This window comes from Pseudomonas sp. GLN_2, from assembly GCF_043106005.1.
Lineage (GTDB): Bacteria > Pseudomonadota > Gammaproteobacteria > Pseudomonadales > Pseudomonadaceae > Aquipseudomonas > Aquipseudomonas alloputida.
In genome coordinates, this window is the sequence record NZ_JBICMC010000047.1 from 39,704 (window position 1) to 58,546 (window position 18,843).

Annotated in this window: 15 protein-coding genes; 5 read left to right on the forward strand and 10 right to left on the reverse strand. The window is 62.3% G+C overall.

The genetic code is table 11. The features are described from left to right. Positions 1-10 precede the first annotated feature (10 nt). The 10 genes from ACF8Q6_RS12925 to yaaA all read right to left on the reverse strand — a co-directional run bounded on the left by ACF8Q6_RS12925 (position 11) and on the right by yaaA (position 14,421). A complete protein-coding gene (locus ACF8Q6_RS12925; RefSeq protein ID WP_047604385.1) occupies positions 11-1,468 on the reverse strand; it encodes an MBOAT family protein in 1,458 nt (485 codons plus the stop codon). Between the two features lie 175 nt (positions 1,469-1,643). Continuing rightward, positions 1,644-2,747 carry a mannuronate-specific alginate lyase gene (locus ACF8Q6_RS12930; protein ID WP_081384629.1) on the reverse strand — a complete coding sequence of 368 codons (1,104 nt, stop codon included), beginning with the start codon at positions 2,745-2,747 and terminating at the stop codon, positions 1,644-1,646. An 8-nt stretch (positions 2,748-2,755) separates the two neighbouring features. Next, positions 2,756-4,195, reverse strand: coding sequence for an alginate O-acetyltransferase (locus ACF8Q6_RS12935; protein WP_019752509.1), 1,440 nt, complete (start codon positions 4,193-4,195; stop codon positions 2,756-2,758). Between the two features lie 13 nt (positions 4,196-4,208). Beyond that, positions 4,209-5,768: a mannuronan 5-epimerase AlgG gene (gene algG, locus ACF8Q6_RS12940; protein WP_135199071.1), complete on the reverse strand. Its 1,560-nt coding sequence runs from the start codon at positions 5,766-5,768 to the stop codon at positions 4,209-4,211. Between the two features lie 22 nt (positions 5,769-5,790). Further along, entirely contained in the window at positions 5,791-7,269 is a 1,479-nt protein-coding gene (locus tag ACF8Q6_RS12945; protein WP_392490433.1) for an alginate export family protein, read from the reverse strand. Then, positions 7,266-8,699 (reverse strand): alginate biosynthesis TPR repeat lipoprotein AlgK, encoded by a 1,434-nt coding sequence (gene algK / locus ACF8Q6_RS12950; RefSeq protein WP_392490432.1) that lies wholly within the window; start codon positions 8,697-8,699, stop codon positions 7,266-7,268. Before algK ends, ACF8Q6_RS12945 begins: the two co-directional genes overlap by 4 nt. Positions 8,700-8,709: 10 nt before the next feature. Next, positions 8,710-9,876, reverse strand: coding sequence for a PilZ domain-containing protein (locus ACF8Q6_RS12955; RefSeq protein ID WP_392490431.1), 1,167 nt, complete (start codon positions 9,874-9,876; stop codon positions 8,710-8,712). A gap of 37 nt (positions 9,877-9,913) precedes the next feature. Beyond that, positions 9,914-11,395: a glycosyltransferase family 2 protein gene (locus tag ACF8Q6_RS12960; RefSeq protein WP_003251762.1), complete on the reverse strand. Its 1,482-nt coding sequence runs from the start codon at positions 11,393-11,395 to the stop codon at positions 9,914-9,916. An 86-nt stretch (positions 11,396-11,481) separates the two neighbouring features. After that, positions 11,482-12,798, reverse strand: coding sequence for a nucleotide sugar dehydrogenase (locus ACF8Q6_RS12965; RefSeq protein ID WP_004577139.1), 1,317 nt, complete (start codon positions 12,796-12,798; stop codon positions 11,482-11,484). 843 nt (positions 12,799-13,641) lie between these two features. Further along, entirely contained in the window at positions 13,642-14,421 is a 780-nt protein-coding gene (gene yaaA / locus ACF8Q6_RS12970; protein WP_392491195.1) for a peroxide stress protein YaaA, read from the reverse strand. Between the two features lie 137 nt (positions 14,422-14,558). Between yaaA and ACF8Q6_RS12975 the strand changes: the two genes are divergently transcribed. The 5 genes from ACF8Q6_RS12975 to moaE all read left to right on the forward strand — a co-directional run bounded on the left by ACF8Q6_RS12975 (position 14,559) and on the right by moaE (position 18,722). Continuing rightward, on the forward strand, positions 14,559-15,686 hold the full coding sequence (locus tag ACF8Q6_RS12975; RefSeq protein ID WP_019752505.1) for a polysaccharide deacetylase family protein: 1,128 nt from the start codon (positions 14,559-14,561) through the stop codon (positions 15,684-15,686). Between the two features lie 281 nt (positions 15,687-15,967). After that, complete coding sequence (locus ACF8Q6_RS12980; protein ID WP_003251772.1) at positions 15,968-17,362, forward strand: PhoH family protein; 1,395 nt, start codon at positions 15,968-15,970, stop codon at positions 17,360-17,362. 195 nt (positions 17,363-17,557) lie between these two features. Further along, positions 17,558-18,028: a cyclic pyranopterin monophosphate synthase MoaC gene (gene moaC, locus ACF8Q6_RS12985; protein ID WP_003251775.1), complete on the forward strand. Its 471-nt coding sequence runs from the start codon at positions 17,558-17,560 to the stop codon at positions 18,026-18,028. Then, positions 18,028-18,273: a molybdopterin converting factor subunit 1 gene (moaD, locus tag ACF8Q6_RS12990; protein WP_003251777.1), complete on the forward strand. Its 246-nt coding sequence runs from the start codon at positions 18,028-18,030 to the stop codon at positions 18,271-18,273. The genes moaC and moaD overlap by 1 nt, the downstream gene beginning before the upstream one ends. 2 nt (positions 18,274-18,275) lie before the next feature. Continuing rightward, positions 18,276-18,722 (forward strand): molybdopterin synthase catalytic subunit MoaE, encoded by a 447-nt coding sequence (gene moaE, locus ACF8Q6_RS12995; RefSeq protein WP_070384329.1) that lies wholly within the window; start codon positions 18,276-18,278, stop codon positions 18,720-18,722. The last annotated feature ends 121 nt before the right edge of the window (positions 18,723-18,843 follow it).

Genomic DNA, 18,843 nt, shown 5'->3' on the forward strand with positions numbered 1-18,843 from the left:
GTCATCAACCTCAGAACTGGAAGTAAAGGAACGGCGAGTAGCTTTGCGCCGAAAGCTTGAGGATCGAGGCGACGAACAGCAGCAGGATCAGTGCGCGGGTCATCACCCGGGTCCAGTCCAGGCCGATCGAGCCGTCCGCGTTGACCTGCACCGGGGCCACCTTGGGCGTCGGCCTGGCATTCCGGTAGAAGTCGCGCAGGCCGAAGAACGCCAGGGTGAGGTAGGCGATGACCAGCGTGGCCACCTGCAGACCGGTGAGCTGGGCGCGGTTGAGCTCCGACAGCTGCCAGTCGCCGAAGCTGAACATGGCGCCGTACATGCGGGCGGCCACCTGCAGGTTTTCGGCGCGGAAGATCACCCAGCCAACCACCACCAGCAGGAAGGTGAAGGCCCACTTCACCGGGTTGAAGCGCTGCGGGTTGGTGTCGAGGCCCAACGCGCGCTCGATGGCCAGCCACATGCCGTGCCAGGCGCCCCAGATGATGTAGGTGAAGTTTGCACCGTGCCACAGGCCGCCCAGCAGCATGGTCAGGAACAGGTTGCGGTAGGTATTGAAGGTGCCTTTACGGTTACCGCCCAAGGTGATGTACAGGTAGTCGCGCAGCCAGGTCGACAGGCTGATATGCCAGCGCCGCCAGAACTCGGTGATCGACTGGCTGATATAGGGCTGCTTGAAGTTTTCCATGAAGCGGAAGCCCATCATCAGGCCCAGGCCGATGGCCATGTCGCTGTAGCCGCTGAAGTCGAAGTACAGCTGTGCGGTGTAGGCCAGGGCGCCGAGCCAGGCATCGCCCGTGGTGGGGTTTTGCAGGGCGAAGCAGTGGTCGGCGACCACGGCCAGGGTGTCGGCGATGAACACTTTCTTGATGAAGCCCTGCATGAAGCGGGTGCAGCCTTCGGAGAACTTGTCCAGGGTGTGGGTACGGTTGTTGAACTGGTCGACCAGGTCCTTGAAGCGCAGCACGGGGCCTGCGATCAGGTGCGGGAAAATCGCCACGAACGCTGCGAAGTCGATCAGGTTGCGGGTAGCCGGGGTGTCACCGCGGTATACGTCGATGATGTAGCTGATCGACTCGAAAATGTAGAACGAGATACCGATCGGCAGCAGCACGTGAGTCAGAATGAATGGCTCCAGGCCAAACGACGTCATGATCGCGTTAAGGCTGTCGACGCCGAAGTTGGCGTACTTGAAGTAGCCGAGGATCGCCAGGTCGACACCCACGCCGAGCAGCAGCCAGCGCTGCGCCGGCTTGGTGCGCACACCGGCGGCACCGACTTTCAGGCCGATCCAGTAGTTCCACAGGGTGACGCCGGCGAACAGTGCCAGGAAGTCCACCCGCCACCAGGCGTAGAAGATGTAGCTGGCGACCAGCAGCAGCAGGTTGCGATAACGTTGCCCGCTCAAGTAGTACAGGCCGAGGAAGATCGGCAAGAACAGGAACAGGAACACGTTGGACGAGAAGACCATCCCGGTTCTCCTAATTTGTTCACAGCATTCAGGGCAAAGCGCCCCCCAAACCCCCCAGTGCAAGACTGGAAGGCAACTTAGGTCCCTGTGGGAGCGGGCAAGCCCTTGCCACCGCGGTGGCTTCTTCGCGGGCATGCCCGCTCCCACAGGTTCCGCCCCCGCAATGGGGGTCAATTCATTTCTTGCTCTCTGCACTCGGGTCGTAGACCCGGGTCACATCGCCCCCCAGCCGGAAGCTGTTGAACGGCTGCATGTCGTGCTTGCGCTCAAGCGTGTCGCCAACGCAGTGGTACAGCGCACACCAGGGCTCGAGCCAGGAGTACTTGCTGTCGACCTTGAGGTCGGTCATGTCCTGTTTCTTGCCCGCACGCGCCTTGAAGTGGCTGGGATCGCGGGCGCCGGCCAGCACGCCTTCACCCAGGCGCTGCAAGGCGAAGTTGTTCTCGGCGCGCAGGTCGACGCCATTGGCCTGGGCGAAGCTGGCAATCATCGCCAGCGGCGGCAAGGCGTAGTTGTGATAGGCCAGCGCGCGTTGCTTGCGCTTGATTTCGTTGGGCAGGAAGCCCTGGTCATCCACCTGGTTGGCGCCAACCTTGTATTCCTTCACGGCCCAGTCGAACAGGTCGCGACGGTCGGTGGCGACGGCGGTAGCCATGACTGACCAGGCCGCCCAGTAGCTGTGGTTGTTGATCTTCTCCAGCGGCAGGTCGCTCCAGTCACGCACAGTCTGCTCGGCCAGGCGGCTGAGCCATTTTTCGATCAGGTCGGCCTCGGCCTGGTGTGCCGCCAGCGGTTGCGAGTTGGAGAATTTCAGCCGCAACCATGAACCGCTCATGCTGCCCAGCGCCCATTTGCGCATCGACTTGCCGGTATGGTTGTAGTCGGTGGACAGCAATGCACCGGCACGTGCCCAGGTACCCAGCCAGGTCAGGGTGCAGTCGAGTTGCGCCGGGCGGCCGTCGCGCATGTACTGGCCGACCATCTTGCTCACGCCTTTCTCCAGCGTGGTAATGTCTTCGGTCGACTTGCGGAAGGCCTTTTCCGAGGCTGCGTTGAGCGTTGCCCGTGCCTTGTCCGAGCCTTCGTACTTGCTGCGAAACTGCAGCGGGCCGGTGTATGGCTTGGGCGCCGCTTCGCAGCGGAAGTTACCCTCACCGGTCTTGAGCTTTTCGATCCCCTGGTAGTAACCCTGCGGCGGTACCAGCGCGGCGTGCGCGGCACCGCCAAACAAGGCCAACGCGAGCAGGGCGGGGCTGGAGATTCGCTTGAAAATGGTCATGGGTCGCCTCACTGGCCAGCCTGTGCGGTCTGCGCAGGCACGGCGAAGTTGTTGCGTTTGCAGAGTTTGGCTTCGACCTTCTGGGTGCCGCTTTCCGGCCCCTGTACCTCGAACGCCAGCAGGCTCTGGCTGGCCCAGTCCTCGTCTTCGCGCATCTGGAAGACGAAGCGGCCGTCGGTATCGGAGGTTTCCGGTTTTTCCAGCTTGATGTCCTCATGGCGGCCGTTGAGGTACCAGAGGGTGGCCTGCAACACCTTCACCGAGGGGTCTTCGAACTTGACGTCCATCTGCAGGTTGCGGTTGATCAGGTCTTTGATCACGCCGCCCTTGCCGTTGACCATCAGCTCGTTCTTGCCAGGCTTGAGGGTGGCGCTGGCGCTCATCAGGGCTGGGCGGTCGTCGCAGCCGTCGTCGAGCAGGCCAAGGATTTGCCGCCAGATGGTTTCCTGGTCCAGGCGGTACAGCGGGGAGAATTCCCAGATCAGGATCTTCGGCGGGTTCTTCTGGAATTCCTCGCTGCCCAGGTACTGGATCATCGACCCTTCCAGGCCGCCGCCTGGGAAGGCGACGTTGAGCACGTCGGCGCCGATGTATTGCTCGAGGAAGCCCGAGAAGTTGTAGTTCTTGCCGCTGTGGCTGGTACCGACCAGGGTGATCTGCGCATTGCCGCTGTCACCGAACAGGTCGTCGCCACCGCTCGCGCCTTTCGGCTCGGTGGCGAACTGGTCCATGTACTGGACGGCGTAGCTGGTGCCGCACAGTTGGCCGGCAACGTTGTGCAGGGTGCCGGTCTTGCCCATGCGCCCGGACTTCTTCGTCTCGAATTCCTTGCGTGGGATGCCTTCGAAGGCCGGCATCTTGTGCACGGTGTCGGCCACGATCTTCGCCGCGCGCTCGGCCCCGTACGGCGTCCAGTGCTGGTCGCCACGGAAGTAGAAGTCCTTGCCCTGGTCAGCGGCGGCCAGTTGCTCGTTGGTCAGCGGTGACAGGTCGGGCACGTTGTAGCCCATGCTGGCGAAGCGCTTGAGCATGGCCTGGTAGTTGCCCAGGGCCTTCTGGTAGTCGAACGCGGCTTTTTCGGCCGGGTTGAGCATGTTGCGGTTCACCAGGCCGCGGGTCGGCTGGTACACCACCACCAGTTCCACGCCACGTTTCTTGAACGCGTCGTGCACTTGCTGCAGGCGTTTGTAGCCGGCTGGGGTGGTGTTGAACTCGGTGCGCAGGTCTTCGCGGGTGCGGAACAGCCAGTCGCCCTGGGCCTGCACCAGCGTGGTGAAGTTTTGCTGATAGCGGGTGGTGTAGCGGCTGGCATCGTGCGCTTCAGGGCACAACTGGCAGCAGGGCTCGGCGTTGAAGGTCGGGGCCTTGACGTCTTCGGCGCGCACGCCCTGGCTGATTGCCAGAAGGGCGGCGGACAGGCCCAGCAGTTTCATCAGGTGTGGAGTCATGGTCTGGGCTTCCTTAATCGATCATTTCGGTCTGGCGTTCGACCGGGTCGATCAGCACAGCCTTCTGCTGGCGTACCAGCAGGTCGAGGATTTCGTCCTGGCGCTCACCCAGCACACCATTGAGGCTGATGCCGCTGGCCTTGCGCGGGGCGAGCATGGACACCTTGTACAGCTCGACCGACAGCGGCGAGTCGATCGACAGCGGGCCGGAGCCGTTGGCCGACAGCTCGCCACCCACCACGATCAGCGACACCTTGGTGTCGAACGGGTCGAGGGCGATGTCGCGGTCGGTGTCGGACAGGTCCTTGATGTGGCCGTATACGCCGACCAAGCCGTTGGCCATGGCGACGTTTTCGTACAGGCGGATGTTCACGCTGTTACGCACGCGGATGCCGTGGCGGCGGTTGTTGACCAGCTTGTTGCCCCAGATCAGGTTGTCGCCGCTTTCGTACAGGGTGATGCCGTCGGTGTGGTTGCGGTAGATCTCGTTGTAGGCCACCAGGTTGTTGACGCTGTTACGGTCGATCACCACGCCCGAGAGCTTGTTGTCGTAGCTCTTGTTGTTGATGATCCAGCTGTCGTTGACCTCACGCGAAACGATGATGCCGTGCTTCTTCTTGGTGCCGTACACCGTGTTGCCGGCGATGATCAGGCGATGCGAACGGTCGTGCGGGTCAATGCCGTAGACGATGTTGTCGCGGTAGGTGCTGTCCTTGATCACGAAGTCCTGGGTTTCGTAGCAGTAGAAGCCGTACCACATGTCGCTGAACTCCGAACCGATGATCCAGCCGGTGGGCTCCGGGCGGCCCATGCGCTTGGCCATGTTCGGCGTGTACTGCGAGATGCTCACGCCATATGACTTGGACTTGGCGTAGCCGAAGCTGGCCATCTTCGTATTGACGATATAGGTCTCGGTACCGCCCCAAGACAGCAGAAACGGGCGGAATTCCTTGGGCGAGCGGAAGGTCGACGGGCCGTTGTCCTTTTCCCGCCAGCCGGTCACCTGGGTGTCGGTTACGAACAGCTTGCCGTCATTGACCAGAAAAGCGCCGCCCTCCTGGGACAGGCGCAGCTGTTTGACCTTGCCGTCGATCTCGAGGATGCCCTTTTGCCCGACCACGATCGGCAGGCGTGCCAGGTAAACCCCAGGCTCGACTTCGCTGAAGTACTGTTTGGGTACCTTCTTGCTCAACTCGGTCAGGTCGACATGGCCGTCATCGACGAAGATCGCCTGCGGGATGCCGTGCTGGCGCTGCACCCACTCGGCGGCTTTGTTGTCGCCGCCGACGAACTCCTTGAGGGTGTCCTCCTGGAACATACGGCGCAGGCTGACCTTGCCCTTGTGGCGGCGGTCGATTTTCTTCTGCACCGCCTCGGCCGTGAAACCGGTGAGGTCGGGCAGCTTTGGCGGGTCCATCTGCAGCGGCTCGATCGGTGCGCTGGCCACCGTATAGGTCTTGGCCTGCTGCAACTCCTTGGCGATCACCTGGGGTTCTGCGGCAGTGGCCAGGCCGCTTGCCAGCAGCAAGGCACTGGCCAACAGGCTGTGACGTAAGTGCGGGTGAAGGTTCATCACGGTCAGTCCCCTACCGGCCTCAGAAGCGCCAGATGACGTCGACGAAGGCGCGGTGCATGTACGAGTCCGCTTCCTTGCCGTAGGCGTCGCCCGGCTTGAATACACCGGCACGCAGGCGCACCAGGGCTGACGGCTCGTCGATGGCCTGGCTCATCGAAGCCGGCAGCAGGCCTTGCTTGAAGTACTTGGTCACGACCACGTCCATTTCCTGGCCAAGGTCCTTCTCGCCGTCGACCAGCTGACGGTTCACGCCGTTGTCGTTGACCACCGCGTTGATGCCACTGGAACCGATGTTCTGGTTGCCATCGACCCGCCAGAATTTGTGGTAGATCAGGCTCGCGTCATAGTCGTCACGCAGCTGCCACGAAGCGAACAGGGTGGCGGCCTGCAGGTTGCCCAGCTCGCCGCGGAACGCTTCGCCGAAGCGGTGCACACGCGAGCGGGTGCCGGTGAAGTTGGAGCGGTTGCTCTCCAGGCCGGTCTGCTCGAAGTTGTTCGAACCGTCATCGCCGCCGCCGCCGCTACCGCGGGCGTAGGCAGCGCCGACCTGCCATTGCGGGTCCAGACGCAGGCGGATACCGAGGTCGGTTGCCCAGGCGTTGACGTCACCGCTCTGCTTGCCGGTGGCGACCTGGTCGTCACCCACCTGCTGCGTGCTCAGCTTGTCGCGGTCACCGGTCAGCCAGGTGACGCTGCCCCAGTAATTCACGGTGTGGTCGTTGCGCCAGTTGTAGGCGTCGCTGTTGGCCTCCAGGCCCAGCCAGGTAAGGTCGCCAGTGCGGGTCTTGTCCAGCGCGTTGACCGTTTCGCCGGGGTTCTTCAGGCTGCCGCTGTCATGTGTGTGGTGAGCGCGCAGGCCAACCCAGTGGCCAGGGGTCCACTGCGTGGCGACGTTGCCGTAGATATGGGTGCGGTCCTTGTCTTCCGGCGCCAGTTCGGTGAGATCGGTGCGGTATTCGCTGAAGCGCTGGGCGACGCCCAGGTCGGCCTTGAGCAAGGTGGTATCGAAGGTCCAGTTCAGCGCTTCGATGTTGGTATCGCGCCACATGCCATCGTCGCTGCGCAGGCGCTGGCGACCGAAGCGCAGTTGCTCGCCTGGGTAGGCGGTAAGGCCGCTGTAGCCGACCCAGAACTCGCGCATGGCCAGGTAGCTTTTGTCTGGTTGACGGCTGTCGTCGCCGGTGTCGGTGCTGGTGCCGTCGTCGTTCTGACGCAAGGTGTCGGTTTCGATGGTGTCGGTCGCAGCGACCGCCTGGCCCATGGCGTAGGCACTCCAGTTGCCGCGCTCGCCGTACACCCACGGGCGCAGGTCCAGGCCCAGGCCGTTGACGTCGCCGCCAGAGCGGGTGCCCAGGTCACGGTCGTCTTCCGACTGGCCGGTGATTTTCACGTCCAGGCCGAAGTTTTTTTCAGCGGTCATCTCCGCCAGGGTCGGGCAGGACCACAGCAGGGCGAAGCTCAGGCCGATGCCGGCTTTCACGAAGGGATTGAGCGTCATAGCGAGTCCTCACCGTCTACTTCTTTTTCGTCGTCTTGCAGGGCTTCGAGGGCCAGGGTGCTATTCGCGCCCTGCGCCATGCTGCCGCGTGCACGCTTTTCCTGGTCCAGCAGTTGCTGGGCCTGGTTGCGCTGATCAGGTGTCAGTTGCTGGTCGAGCTGCTGCAGCAGTTCGGCTGATTGCGGCGTCGGGTTGGCCTGCGACAGCTGGGCGAACACCCAGGCGTTGCCCGGTTGCGGGCGGATGCCGTGGCCCTCGCTGAACAGCTGGGCCAAGGCATAGTCGGCGCTATTCTGCCCGCCACGGGCGGCGGCCAACAGGTGGTCGACGGCCTTCTGCGGCTCGACATTGCCCAGGTAGCCGCGGCGGTAAAGCTGGCCCAGGTAGTAATGGGCGCTGATCTCACCGGCTTCGGCAGCGGCTTGCAGGTGCTGCTCGGCTTTTTGAGCGTCGGCTGGCAGGGTTTTGCCTTCGTAGTACAGACGGCCCAGCAGCAGTTCGGCGCGTGGCTGTTCAGCTTCGCGGCCTTTGTCGATGTAGGCCATCAACTGGTCGGTGTCGCCCAGTTCGGGGAAGTCGTATACCAGCTGTGCCAGGCTGACCCAGGACGCCGGGTTGGCCGGGGCTACTTGCTCGAGCAGGTCCTTGGCGGTTTTTTCGTCGGTCTGGCCAAGGCTACGGTCGGCCAGCACCCGGGCCACGCTGTCAACCCGGGTGGCCGGCACTGCGCCACGGGCGTACGCGGCCTTCAGCTGGCCGAGCAGGGCGGCTTGCTGGTCGGCCTGGCCGCGTTTCTGGTACACGGTGGCCAGTTCCACGTAGCAGATGTCGGTGGTGTTCAGCGCGGCCTTGCAGATTTTCTCCACTTCGCCCAGGTGCTGGTCGTAGGTGCCCTGGGTGCGGTACAGCAGCACCTGGGCCAGGCCCGCTTCCGGGTTGCCGGCGGCGCGCCACTGGTCGATCTGCTGCTGCGCGTTGACCTTGGGGAAGCTCTGCGGGTAGCTGAGGTAGAGCATCGCCAGTGGGATCAGGGTGTTGCTTTCGCCTTGACTGGCCGCTTGCTTGAGCAGGGTTTCTGCTTCTTCGCGCTCGGCCTGGGTGCTGTCCGGCTTGGCCACCAGCAGGCGGCCAAGGCGCGCCTGGGCGCGTGGCGACGTGGCGGCTGCAGCGCGATAGGTGGCTTCGGCTTCCCTGATTTGCGAGGGGTCGCGGGTGGCCACCTTGATGTCCGCAAGGCCGACTTGCGCTTCGCTGTAGCCCAGGTCGGCCAACGCCTTGTAGTTGCGCTCGGCCAATGCCGTGTCACCGCGCTTCATGGCCTCGTTGGCCAGGCGCTGGTCGGGCAGGCCGGCACAGCCGGCCAGGGTGATGGCGGCGGCCAGTGCACACAATCCCAGGTTCACGCGGACCTTGTAGGTATCAGAGATCATTGTCCGTCCCTCACAGGCCACGGGCCACGGCTTTGTCGATCAGCCAGTTCAGCGATGGGCCACGGTCGCTGTTGACCGAGGCCGGGCGGCCGGCCAGTTCGGCGGGCAGGCCGGTGTCTGGCTTGATCTGCACGCGGATGTCGGAGGACAGGTCTTCGCTGTTGAGGCTGGCGCTGCTGACGATCTGACCGGTGCGCACTTCGTTTTCGCCGGCCACCTGGAAGTTGACCCGGGTACCTGGCTTGACCTCGTCGAACTGGCGGTAGCTGAAGCGCGCCTCGACCATCGGGTTGGTGGTGCGTGGGATCAGCTGAAAGATCGGCTGGCCCTTGGCGGCGTACTGGCCGTCGTCCACCAACTGGCGCGCGACCACGCAATCGCAGGGGCTGGTGAGGGTGCCGGACAGTTGCTTGCCGAACAGCTCCTCGATCTTCGCCGGCTCCAGCTGTGCGTCTTCAAGGTTGCCCTTGAGCATGTCCAGCATGCTGGTGGTGAAGCTGGCCAGTGGCGCGCCCTTGGCGATCTGCCCACCGCTTTCGACCAGGCTGCTCACGGTACCGTCGCGCGGCATGGTGACGTTGGTGGTCGGCACTGCGACCACACCGGCTTCGGCGTGGCTGACGAAATACATGCCATACAACGATTTGGCGACGAAGCCGAAGGCCGCAACCCCGACCACGAACACGCCCAGTGTGACGGTGACTGCCTTGAAACGGCCGAAGGCGCTCAGGCCTGACCCACCGTCCTTCTGCTTGCGCGCCTTGGTGAAGTTGTCGCGCTGCAGGGTGCTGAGGACGTCGCCGATGCTGATCAGCTCACCCGACAGGTGGCTGGTGATGATGTGCCGCAACGTGGCGATGTCGCGAGGTTCAAGGTTCTGGAACTGCGCACCGATACGGCCATTGTCCGGGTTGTACGAGCGCACCTGGAACTCGATGTCGATCGACAGGCCCAGGTTGTCGACCACGAACTGCAGGCGTCCGCGCAGCACATCGCCCACCGACTGCGGTTGCTTGGTGTGGAAGCTCAGGCCGCCGGCAGAAAGGTCTTCGACCTTGACTTCGTGGACCTGGCGCTGGGCGTCCAGGAACCGCAGCTTGGCGGGAATGCGTACCCGGGCGTGTTGGCGCTGGGCTTCGGACTCATGCACGACATTGACGTTCACGGCGGTATTCATGGTGGTTTGTTCCTGTTAGATCCGATCCGGGTTGGGCTCACACGACCATGAACAGCACAGCAACGAAGATGCTGGCAGCCGAGAAGGTCATGGTCCGCGAGGACCAGGTGTTGAACCATTGTTGAAAGCTGGCGAGGTCACGCTTGAGGGCAGTGGGCTGACGCGTCCACGACTGCTTGTCGAGGCGGAAGAACACGTAGATCTTCATCAGCGCGCCGATGATCTGGTTGTAATAGAGAATCAGCGGGTAGGCTGGGCCTACGTTGTGGCCTGAGCACAGCAGCATGATGGTGAGGATCAGGCGCGTGATGCCGATCCACAGCAGGTACACCAGCAAGAAGGCCATGCCGAACTTGAGGCTGGCGATCACCGCCACGGTCAGGCCCAGCAGGCTGGTCCACATCGACACGCGCTGGTCGAACAACACGATGCTGGTGAACAGCCCCAGGCGGCGCAGGCCAAGGCCCAGTGCCCGTGAGTTCTGCCGCAGGTTGTTGCCGTACCAGCGGTACATCAGCTTGCGGCTGGCCTTGAGGAAGCTTTTTTCCGGCGGATGCTCGACCGTGTTGATGGCGGCGTCCGGCACGTAGAAGGTGTCGTAGCCCAGGCGCATCAGGCTGAACCAGCTGGACTTGTCGTCCCCGGTAAGGAACTTGAAGCGGCCCAGGCGCCAGTGCATCAGCGAGTCGCTTTCGACGTCGGCGATGAACTCGGGGTTGGTCACCACGCTGGCGCGGAACATCGACATGCGCCCGGTCATGGTAAGCACGCGCTTGGACAGGGCCATCGAGCACATGTTGATGTGGCGCTGGGCGAAGCGCAGCTTGTGCCACTCGCTCATGATGTAGCCGCCACGCACTTCGCAGAATTCATTGGTGGTCAGGCCGCCCACATTGGGGAACAGCTTGAACCACGGCACGGTCTTGCGCACCACGCCGTCGGCCAGCACGGTGTCACCGTCGATTACCGCCACCACGGCGTTCTCGTCCGGCAGCATGCGCGAGATGGCGCGGAAGCCGTAGGCCAGGCCATCGCGCTTGCCGGTACCGGCGATACGCACGATGTCCAGCTTCACGTGGGCCGGCGGGTTGTACTTGGCCCACAGGCTTTTCACCAGCAGTTCATCGGACATTTCCACCAGCGAGCAGACCACGGTGGTGGGGAAGCCGCAGTTGATCGCCTCGCGGATCACCGAGCTGTACACCTGGGCGGTGGTCAGCGCTTCGATACGGAAGCTGGTGACCATCAGGTAGACATGCGACGGGTCGGTGGCATTACCCATTTTCTGCACCTTGCGGCGCAGGTACGGGTACACGCCGTAGAGGAAGATCATGCCGCGGATGAAATGGGTGGCGCCCATGGAGTAGCGCCAGATGCCGACTGCGCCGACCAGGAAGATGAAGTGCTTCGACTGCGAGTCGAAGATATCAGCTGGCAGGGCCAGGGCGATCAGCATGAGCAGGCTCATGTAGAGCAGCCACCCGGCGCACTGCAACAGCACTGTCTGGAGCCTTTGCATGTTCAGCATCCGTCGAGAATTCGGGAAAGGGTGGGCAGCGAGGAGGCGGCTCTTGTCGAGTGCCTCATCGCTGCCCGGCCGGGCACTTACCAGCAGATGCCTTCGGTACGGGCGGTGGTGCTGGTCGGTTTGTTCATGAAGCCGACCAGGTCGATCACCTGCTTGCCGGCTGGCGCTTGCAGGGCCAGCGCACGGAACTGCTCGTCACGGTTGCCGAGGACGATGATGTCGGCGTTGTCGATCACCTGCTGCAAGTTGGCGTTGAGCAGCGACGACACGTGTGGGATCTTCGACTCGATGTAGTCCTTGTTGGCGCCGTGAACACGGGCGTACTGGACGTTCTCGTCGTAGATGTCCAGCTGGTAGCCCTTACCGATCAGGCGCTCGGCCAGTTCCACCAGCGGGCTTTCGCGCAGGTCGTCGGTGCCGGCCTTGAAGCTCAGGCCCAGCAGGGCGACCTTGCGCTTGTCGTGGGCTTCGATCAGCTCGAAGGCGTTCTGCACCTGCGATTCGTTGCTACGCATCAGCGAGTCGAGCAGCGGTGCCCGCACGTCGAGGCTGGCGGCGCGGTAGGTGAGGGCGCGTACGTCCTTGGGCAGGCAAGAGCCGCCGAAGGCGAAGCCAGGGCGCATGTAGTACTGGGACAGGTTGAGGACCTTGTCCTGGCAGACCACGTCCATCACCTCGCGGCCATCGACGCCCACGGCCTTGGCGATGTTGCCGATTTCGTTGGCGAAGGTGACCTTGGTGGCGTGCCATACGTTGCAGGTGTACTTGATCATCTCGGCCACTTCGATCGGCTTGCGGATGACCGGGGCGTCGAGTTCTTCGTACAGGGCCTGGAGGATGTCACCGCTGGCGCTGTCCAGTTCGCCGATGACCGTCATCGGGGGCTGGTCGTAGTCCTTGATGGCGGTGCTTTCACGCAGGAATTCCGGGTTGACCGCCACACCGAAGTCGACGCCGGCCTTCTTGCCCGAGCAGTCTTCGAGGATCGGGATGACCACGTTCTTGACGGTGCCAGGCAGCACGGTGCTGCGCACCACGATGGTGTGACGGCGGGTGGTGTCACGCAGCACGTAGCCGATTTCGCGGCACACGGACTCGATGTACTCCAGGCCCAGGTCGCCGTTTTTCTTGCTGGGGGTGCCCACGCAGATCATCGACACATCGCTGGCACGGATGGCTTCGGCGAAGTCGGTAGTGCCGCGCAGGCGGCCATTGGCGATGCCCTGTTGCAGCAGTGCTTCCAGGCCAGGTTCGACGATGGGCGACTTGCCCTGGTTGATCAGGTCGATCTTGGTGCTGGACACGTCCACACCGATCACTTCATGGCCACGCGCCGTCAGGCAGCCTGCACAGACTGCACCCACATAACCCAAACCAAAGATGCTGATACGCATCGCTATCACCTCATGTGTTTATCACGCCGACGCCTCCGCAGAGAGCCGGGCTGGGTTGATTAACAACAGTTTTCGGGCGCACGGATCCATGGCGAATGCACACTTCGCCGAGCGCAGGCAAAATAAATCCGGAGCGCAAAAAGTTATGCGCTCAAAGTTGGCACTCAATAGCCATTCATTAAAAAACGTGCCCTGAAATGCAGCCGTCTTTATTGCAATGCGCTACTTGGCGCGTTGCTGTGCTTGTTTTTTCAAGTGAATAAATCCTTTGAAATCAACCACTAGGACGATTTGTAAGGGACGCGTCTCTCCTGCATGGACAAGGTCTTCGGAGGGTTCCGTGATACCTGTCGAATTTCTTATGGCGGGCAGTGGATACCCGCCGCTGTCATCTGTAAGTCATCTCTCACAGCCCGTAGGCAGGAAAATCGTTACGGCACTATGAGCGATTGGCTTTGGTAGAAGTTCCTGAGCCGGTTTCGCTCGAATGAAAGATTTCTAAATATTTATTCAGTTGCGGACAGTTTCAAATTGATAGCACGCGGGTGTTTCGCCCCCGTGTATCAAGGGCGTAACTGTTGCGAGATATTTTTATGCCAGCATCTGAAAATTTTTTTCAGAATTCGTCAAAAAAGGTATGAACGGTCTTATGTCGTTTGGCGATAAAGGTGGGTGTGCTGGATTTTTGGCGTCGGATTAATGGCGTTATGGCGGTTTGCAGCGTGCCCTGTTGCAGGGCAGAGAGGGGGGCAGAGCTGCTGGCCTCTTCGCGGGTGAACCCGCTCCTACAGGTAGCGCATAACCTGTAAGAGCGGGTTTGGCCGTGAAGGGGGCGTTACAGGGTCATTCCAAGGGGTGATCGCGCAGGAACACCAGATGGTCCGGCCTGGACTGCTCGTCACTGTAGTAGTACCCCTGAGCATCGAACTGCTTGAGCTGTTCCGGGGTGCTGATGCGCTGCTGGATGACGAAGCGGCTCATCATGCCGCGGGCTTTCTTGGCGTAGAAGCTGATGATCTTGTACTGGCCGTTTTTCTGGTCCTTGAAGTCGACGTTGATCACCCGGGCCTTCAGTGCACTGCGTTTCACTGCACTGAAATACTCGTTACTGGCCAGGTTCAACAGCACGTCATCGCCTTGGTCGGCCAGGGCCTGGTTCAGCCATTCGCTGATGCGCGTGCCCCAGAAGGCGTACAGGTCCTTGCCGCGGGCGTTGGCCAGCTTGGTGCCCATCTCCAGGCGGTAGGGCTGCATCAGGTCGAGCGGGCGCAGCAGGCCATACAGGCCCGAGAGCATGCGCAGGTGGTCCTGAGCGTAGCTGAAGTCGTCGTCACTCAGGCTCTGGGCATCGAGGCCGGTGTACACGTCACCCTTGAACGCCAGCAGCGCCTGCTTGGCATTGGCCGGGGTGAAGTCTGGGGTCCAGCTGCCAAAGCGCGCCGCATTCAGGCCGGCGAGCTTGTCGGACAGGTGCATCAGCTCGCTGATCTGCGCCGGCGACAGTTCGCGCAGTTGCTGGATCAGGGCCTGGGATTCATCCAGGTACTGGGGCAGGGTGAAACGCTCGGTCACTGGCGGGGTGTCGTAGTCGAGGGTCTTGGCGGGGGAAATCACCGTCAGCATCGGGTCGGCTCCTGGCATCGTAGGCCGAGGATTCTACGGGGTGGGCGGTACAAGTCCAAACTATGGCGACGATAGTCACAGCCCATGGTCGGTGCAGGCGCTATAGTTCGCGTTTTGCCGTTGCGGAGCCTTCCACTGTGCGCATTGCTTCTGCCTTGCTGGCCGGCCTGCTGAGCCTGGCCGTGCAAGCCGCCCCTTCACCTCAGGTCAGCCTGGACCGCAGCCTGTGGCCCGAACAGCTGGACAGCCCGGCGCTGTTCGATGTGGCCTCTCGGGCAGAAATCCTGTCGTTCGCCCAAGTGCTGCACGAAAGCGAGTTGCTGGATGACGCAAGCCTGGCGGCCCGGCTGGGGCTGCGGCAGATCAACCTGCAGAAGGTGCGCCAGGTTCGGGCGCGCATGTGGCAGCGGTTGTGGGAGGGTTATCAACAGGCGCAGCGCAGTTGTGAGCAGGATGCATCATTCTGCTACCCGGTTACGTCCATGGCGGAGTTGCGTACACAAGCGGCGACGTTCGCTGCCGATGTCGGTGCGTTCTATACCGGCTGGATCGAACCGAGCCACCAGTTCCATGTCCGCTACCTGAACGAGCAACTGCGCAAGGCGGCGTTGCTGCCGCAGACCAGCAGCGAAATCGAGCGGTTGTCTTCGCGTGAGCGCACGGGTGACGAACTGAACGACCGCATGTTCCTGCTGACCTTTGTCGGCGGGCCTGGGCCCGAGGGTGGCAGTACGGATCTACTCACCGATTACCTGCGCCGGCAAAAGCTCGAAGGCACGTTCTTCACGCTCGGTAACCGCTTGCAGCAACGCCGTGATGGCGCGGCGACAAATGCCTTGCGCCAGCTCTATGGCGGGCAGTGCGTGGGTATCCAGGGGTGGGAATACCGCTCCCATGCGCAGTGGACCGACTGGCAGGATTCGCTGCGGCGCAGCCAGGCGCGGGTGCAGGCTGATCTGCCCGAGCAGTATGTGCCGCTGTTCCGCCCTCCTTATGGCCAGCGCCGGGCTGACGGCGAAGCGTTCATGGCCCGCCAGCAGTTGCGGGTATCGTTGTGGGACATCGATGCCCAGGATGACGGTGCATTGAGCGCAGAGGCGTCCGCACAGCGCGTATTGACCCTGATGCTGTTGTGGCGCAAGGGCGTGATCCAGTTTCATGACAGCCTTCCCAAGGCGCAGCCGGCGGTGGAATGGCTGCTGCGCAATACCGCGCAAAGCGGCATCGGCTGGGAGGATTGCCGGGAATATGGATACCGCGAATAAAGGGTATGACTTTTGAGCGTAGTCCCCTCTGACGCTGGCGCCAAGGCCTCTTCGTCAATCGGAAAAATAAACTTCAAAAATGCGTAAAAATGCTTTTTTCGGTCATGGTTTTTGCGGTATGAAGAAACCAGACAGCCGATTCCTGCAGCACAGGTGGCGTCATCCAGGCCCACCTAGCCAGGTTCGCTTCCCGCCCGTAACAACGCGGATACGGGAACAGCGGCAGTCACTCTGCGGCGTAACAGACCACGCCGTGTGGCTTCGACATAAGGTGACCGAGTATGGATGACCAAGGACGCAACCCTTCCTCCAGCAAGCCAATCCTGTATGTGCTCGATACCAACGTCCTGATTCACGACCCTAACGCGTTACTGAACTTCGAGGAGCACCATGTCGCCATCCCGATGACGGTGCTGGAGGAACTCGACAAGCTCAAGACCGGCAAACAGAGCATCGCCGCCGAATGCCGGCAAGCCATCCGCCTGATAGACCAGACCCTCGGTGACGCTTCGCCCAGCGATGTCGAGCAGGGCGTACCGATCCAGCGCAACAAGAGTGGCCCCAAGGGGTTCCTGTCCATCCTGATGACCCCGCGCAACGAGCCGAACAAGCTGCTGCCGGAAAACCTCAACGACAACATCATCATCAACCAGTTGCTCGAAGTCCGGGCCCGGCGCACCGACCTGGATGTCGTGCTGGTCACCAAAGACATCAACATGCGCCTGAAGGCGCGCGCTTGCGGTATAGCCGCTGAGGACTACAGCACCGACCAACTGGTCGATGACGTGTCCTTGCTGTCCAAGGGCTACCATTCGGTCACCGGCTCGTTCTGGGACCGCGTGAGCAAGGTCGATACCCGCCAGGAGCGCGGCCGCACCTGGCATCGGGTGCAGATGATCGACAACCTGCCAGCTGTGCACGTCAATGAGTTCATCATCGATGAGCAGGGCTTCGTCGGGTGGATCAAGGGCATTCGTGACGACGAACTGCTGCTGCTCGACCTGCACCAGGAGCCGTTGCTGCACCAGGAAGCCTGGGGCCTGAAACCACGCGACATTCACCAAAGCCTGGCGCTGTTTGCCCTGCTGGACCCGGATATCCACCTGGTGAACCTGACCGGCGCTGCCGGCTCCGGTAAAACCATCCTGGCACTGGCTGCGGCCATCGAGCAAACCATGGTCAGCAAGCGCTACCGGCGCATCATCGCCACCCGCAGCGTGCAGGGGCTGGACCAGGAGATTGGCTTCCTGCCGGGTACCGAAGCAGAGAAGATGGAGCCGTGGCTGGGCGCCATCACTGACAACCTCGAAGCTTTGCACATGGATGACGAAAGCACCCATGGCAGCGTCGAATACATCCTTGAGCGCGTGCCGCTGCAGTTCAAGTCGCTGAACTACATCCGTGGCCGCAGCTTCCAGCAGAGCCTGATCCTGATTGACGAGTGCCAGAACCTGACGCCGCACCAGATGAAAACCATCATCACCCGTGCCGGCTCCGGGTCCAAGGTGGTCTGCCTGGGCAACCTGGCGCAGATCGACACCCCCTACCTGTCCGCGACCAGCTCGGGCCTGACCTACCTGACCGAGCGCTTCAAGGACTTCCCCCATGGCGTGCACATCACCCTGCAGGGCGTGCCTCGCTCGGTGCTGGCCGAGTACGCCGAGTCGCATTTGTAAACCCTGTAGCCGGGCAGATTACTGCCCGGCCTCTTCGTGGACACGCCCGTTCACAGGATCTCCACTTGATTCGAGGCCATGGAGCTCCTGTGGGAGCGGGCGTGCCCGCGAAGAGGCCAAACCTGCCGACACATACCTCTGCTCAAACCTGACCCACAGGTTTACACTGCGAAATCCCTTCACAGGAGCAGAGCAGTGCTGACACATCTTGATTCCCAGGGGCGGGCCAACATGGTCGACGTCACTGAAAAGGCCGTGACCGAGCGCGAGGCTACCGCCGAGGCGCGGGTGCGCATGTTGCCGCAGACCTTGCAGATGATCGTCGACGGTGAACACCCCAAGGGTGACGTGTTCGCCGTGGCGCGCATTGCCGGGATACAGGCGGCGAAAAAAACCAGCGACCTGATCCCGTTGTGCCACCCGCTGATGCTCACCAGCGTCAAGGTCGAGCTCAGCGCCGAGGGGCAGGATGCCGTGCGCATCGTCGCCCGCTGCAAGCTGGCCGGGCAGACCGGTGTGGAGATGGAGGCGCTGACCGCCGCCAGCGTGGCCGCGCTGACGATCTATGACATGTGCAAGGCTGTGGATAAAGGTATGGTCATCGAGCAGGTGCGCCTGCTGGAAAAACTCGGTGGCAAGAGTGGCCATTACAAGGTGGAGGCGTGATGAAGGTCAAGGTGATGTACTTCGCCCGTTACCGCGAACTGTTGGGCGTGGATGCCGAGCGGGTGGAGGGTGCGTTCAAGGTGCTCGATGATGTGCGCCAGGCCTTGGTTGCCAAGGGCGGGCAGTATGAAGTGCTGGCCGAGCAGAACCTGATGTGCGCTCGCAACGAAGAGCTGTGCAAGCTCGATGAACCGCTGGAAGAGGGCGATGAAGTGGCGTTCTTCCCACCGGTGACCGGAGGCTGAACATGGCTGTACGAGTGCAGGAAGGCGCGTTCGACCCGGGGGCTGAGACCAATGCCATGCATGCAGCCAATGTGGGCGTGGGCGCGGTGGTCGGTTTTGTCGGCTATGTGCGGGATTTCAACGATGGCCGCGAAGTGGCGGGGATGTTCCTCGAACACTATCCGGGCATGACCGAAAAGGCCCTGGCCAAGATCGTGGTCGAGGCCGAGCAGCGTTGGCCGCTCTTGAAAGTGGAGGTGCTGCACCGCATCGGTGCGCTGGAACCGGGCGAACCGATTGTGTTCGTGGGGGTGGCCAGTGCCCATCGGCAGGCGGCGTTCGATGCCTGCAACTTCATCATGGACTACCTGAAGACCCGGGCGCCGTTCTGGAAGAAGGAGAATACCCAGGAAGGGCCAAGGTGGGTGGAGGGGAAGCAGAGTGACCAGGATGCGGCGGGGCGCTGGTAATCAAGGCGCCACCGGTCGCCTGTAGGAGCGGGTTTACCCGCGAAAGGGGCGGCCCTGCTGGCCAATCTCCCCCCGACAATCTGCGCATCAAAGCCGACATCCCGGGGCCGCTGCGCGGCCC

Bases quoted from the DNA above. Each gene is read 5' to 3' on its own strand.
- ACF8Q6_RS12925 (WP_047604385.1), bottom strand. From the start codon at position 1,468: ATGGTCTTCTCGTCCAACGTGTTCCTGTTCCTGTTCTTGCCGATCTTC.
- algG (WP_135199071.1), bottom strand. From the start codon at position 5,768: ATGAACCTTCACCCGCACTTACGTCACAGCCTGTTGGCCAGTGCCTTG.
- ACF8Q6_RS12930 (WP_081384629.1), bottom strand. From the start codon at position 2,747: ATGACCATTTTCAAGCGAATCTCCAGCCCCGCCCTGCTCGCGTTGGCC.
- moaE (WP_070384329.1), top strand. From the start codon at position 18,276: ATGGCTGTACGAGTGCAGGAAGGCGCGTTCGACCCGGGGGCTGAGACC.
- yaaA (WP_392491195.1), bottom strand. From the start codon at position 14,421: ATGCTGACGGTGATTTCCCCCGCCAAGACCCTCGACTACGACACCCCG.
- ACF8Q6_RS12955 (WP_392490431.1), bottom strand. From the start codon at position 9,876: ATGAATACCGCCGTGAACGTCAATGTCGTGCATGAGTCCGAAGCCCAG.
- ACF8Q6_RS12965 (WP_004577139.1), bottom strand. From the start codon at position 12,798: ATGCGTATCAGCATCTTTGGTTTGGGTTATGTGGGTGCAGTCTGTGCA.
- algK (WP_392490432.1), bottom strand. From the start codon at position 8,699: ATGATCTCTGATACCTACAAGGTCCGCGTGAACCTGGGATTGTGTGCA.
- ACF8Q6_RS12980 (WP_003251772.1), top strand. From the start codon at position 15,968: ATGGATGACCAAGGACGCAACCCTTCCTCCAGCAAGCCAATCCTGTAT.
- moaD (WP_003251777.1), top strand. From the start codon at position 18,028: ATGAAGGTCAAGGTGATGTACTTCGCCCGTTACCGCGAACTGTTGGGC.
- ACF8Q6_RS12960 (WP_003251762.1), bottom strand. From the start codon at position 11,395: ATGCAAAGGCTCCAGACAGTGCTGTTGCAGTGCGCCGGGTGGCTGCTC.
- ACF8Q6_RS12935 (WP_019752509.1), bottom strand. From the start codon at position 4,195: ATGACTCCACACCTGATGAAACTGCTGGGCCTGTCCGCCGCCCTTCTG.
- ACF8Q6_RS12945 (WP_392490433.1), bottom strand. From the start codon at position 7,269: ATGACGCTCAATCCCTTCGTGAAAGCCGGCATCGGCCTGAGCTTCGCC.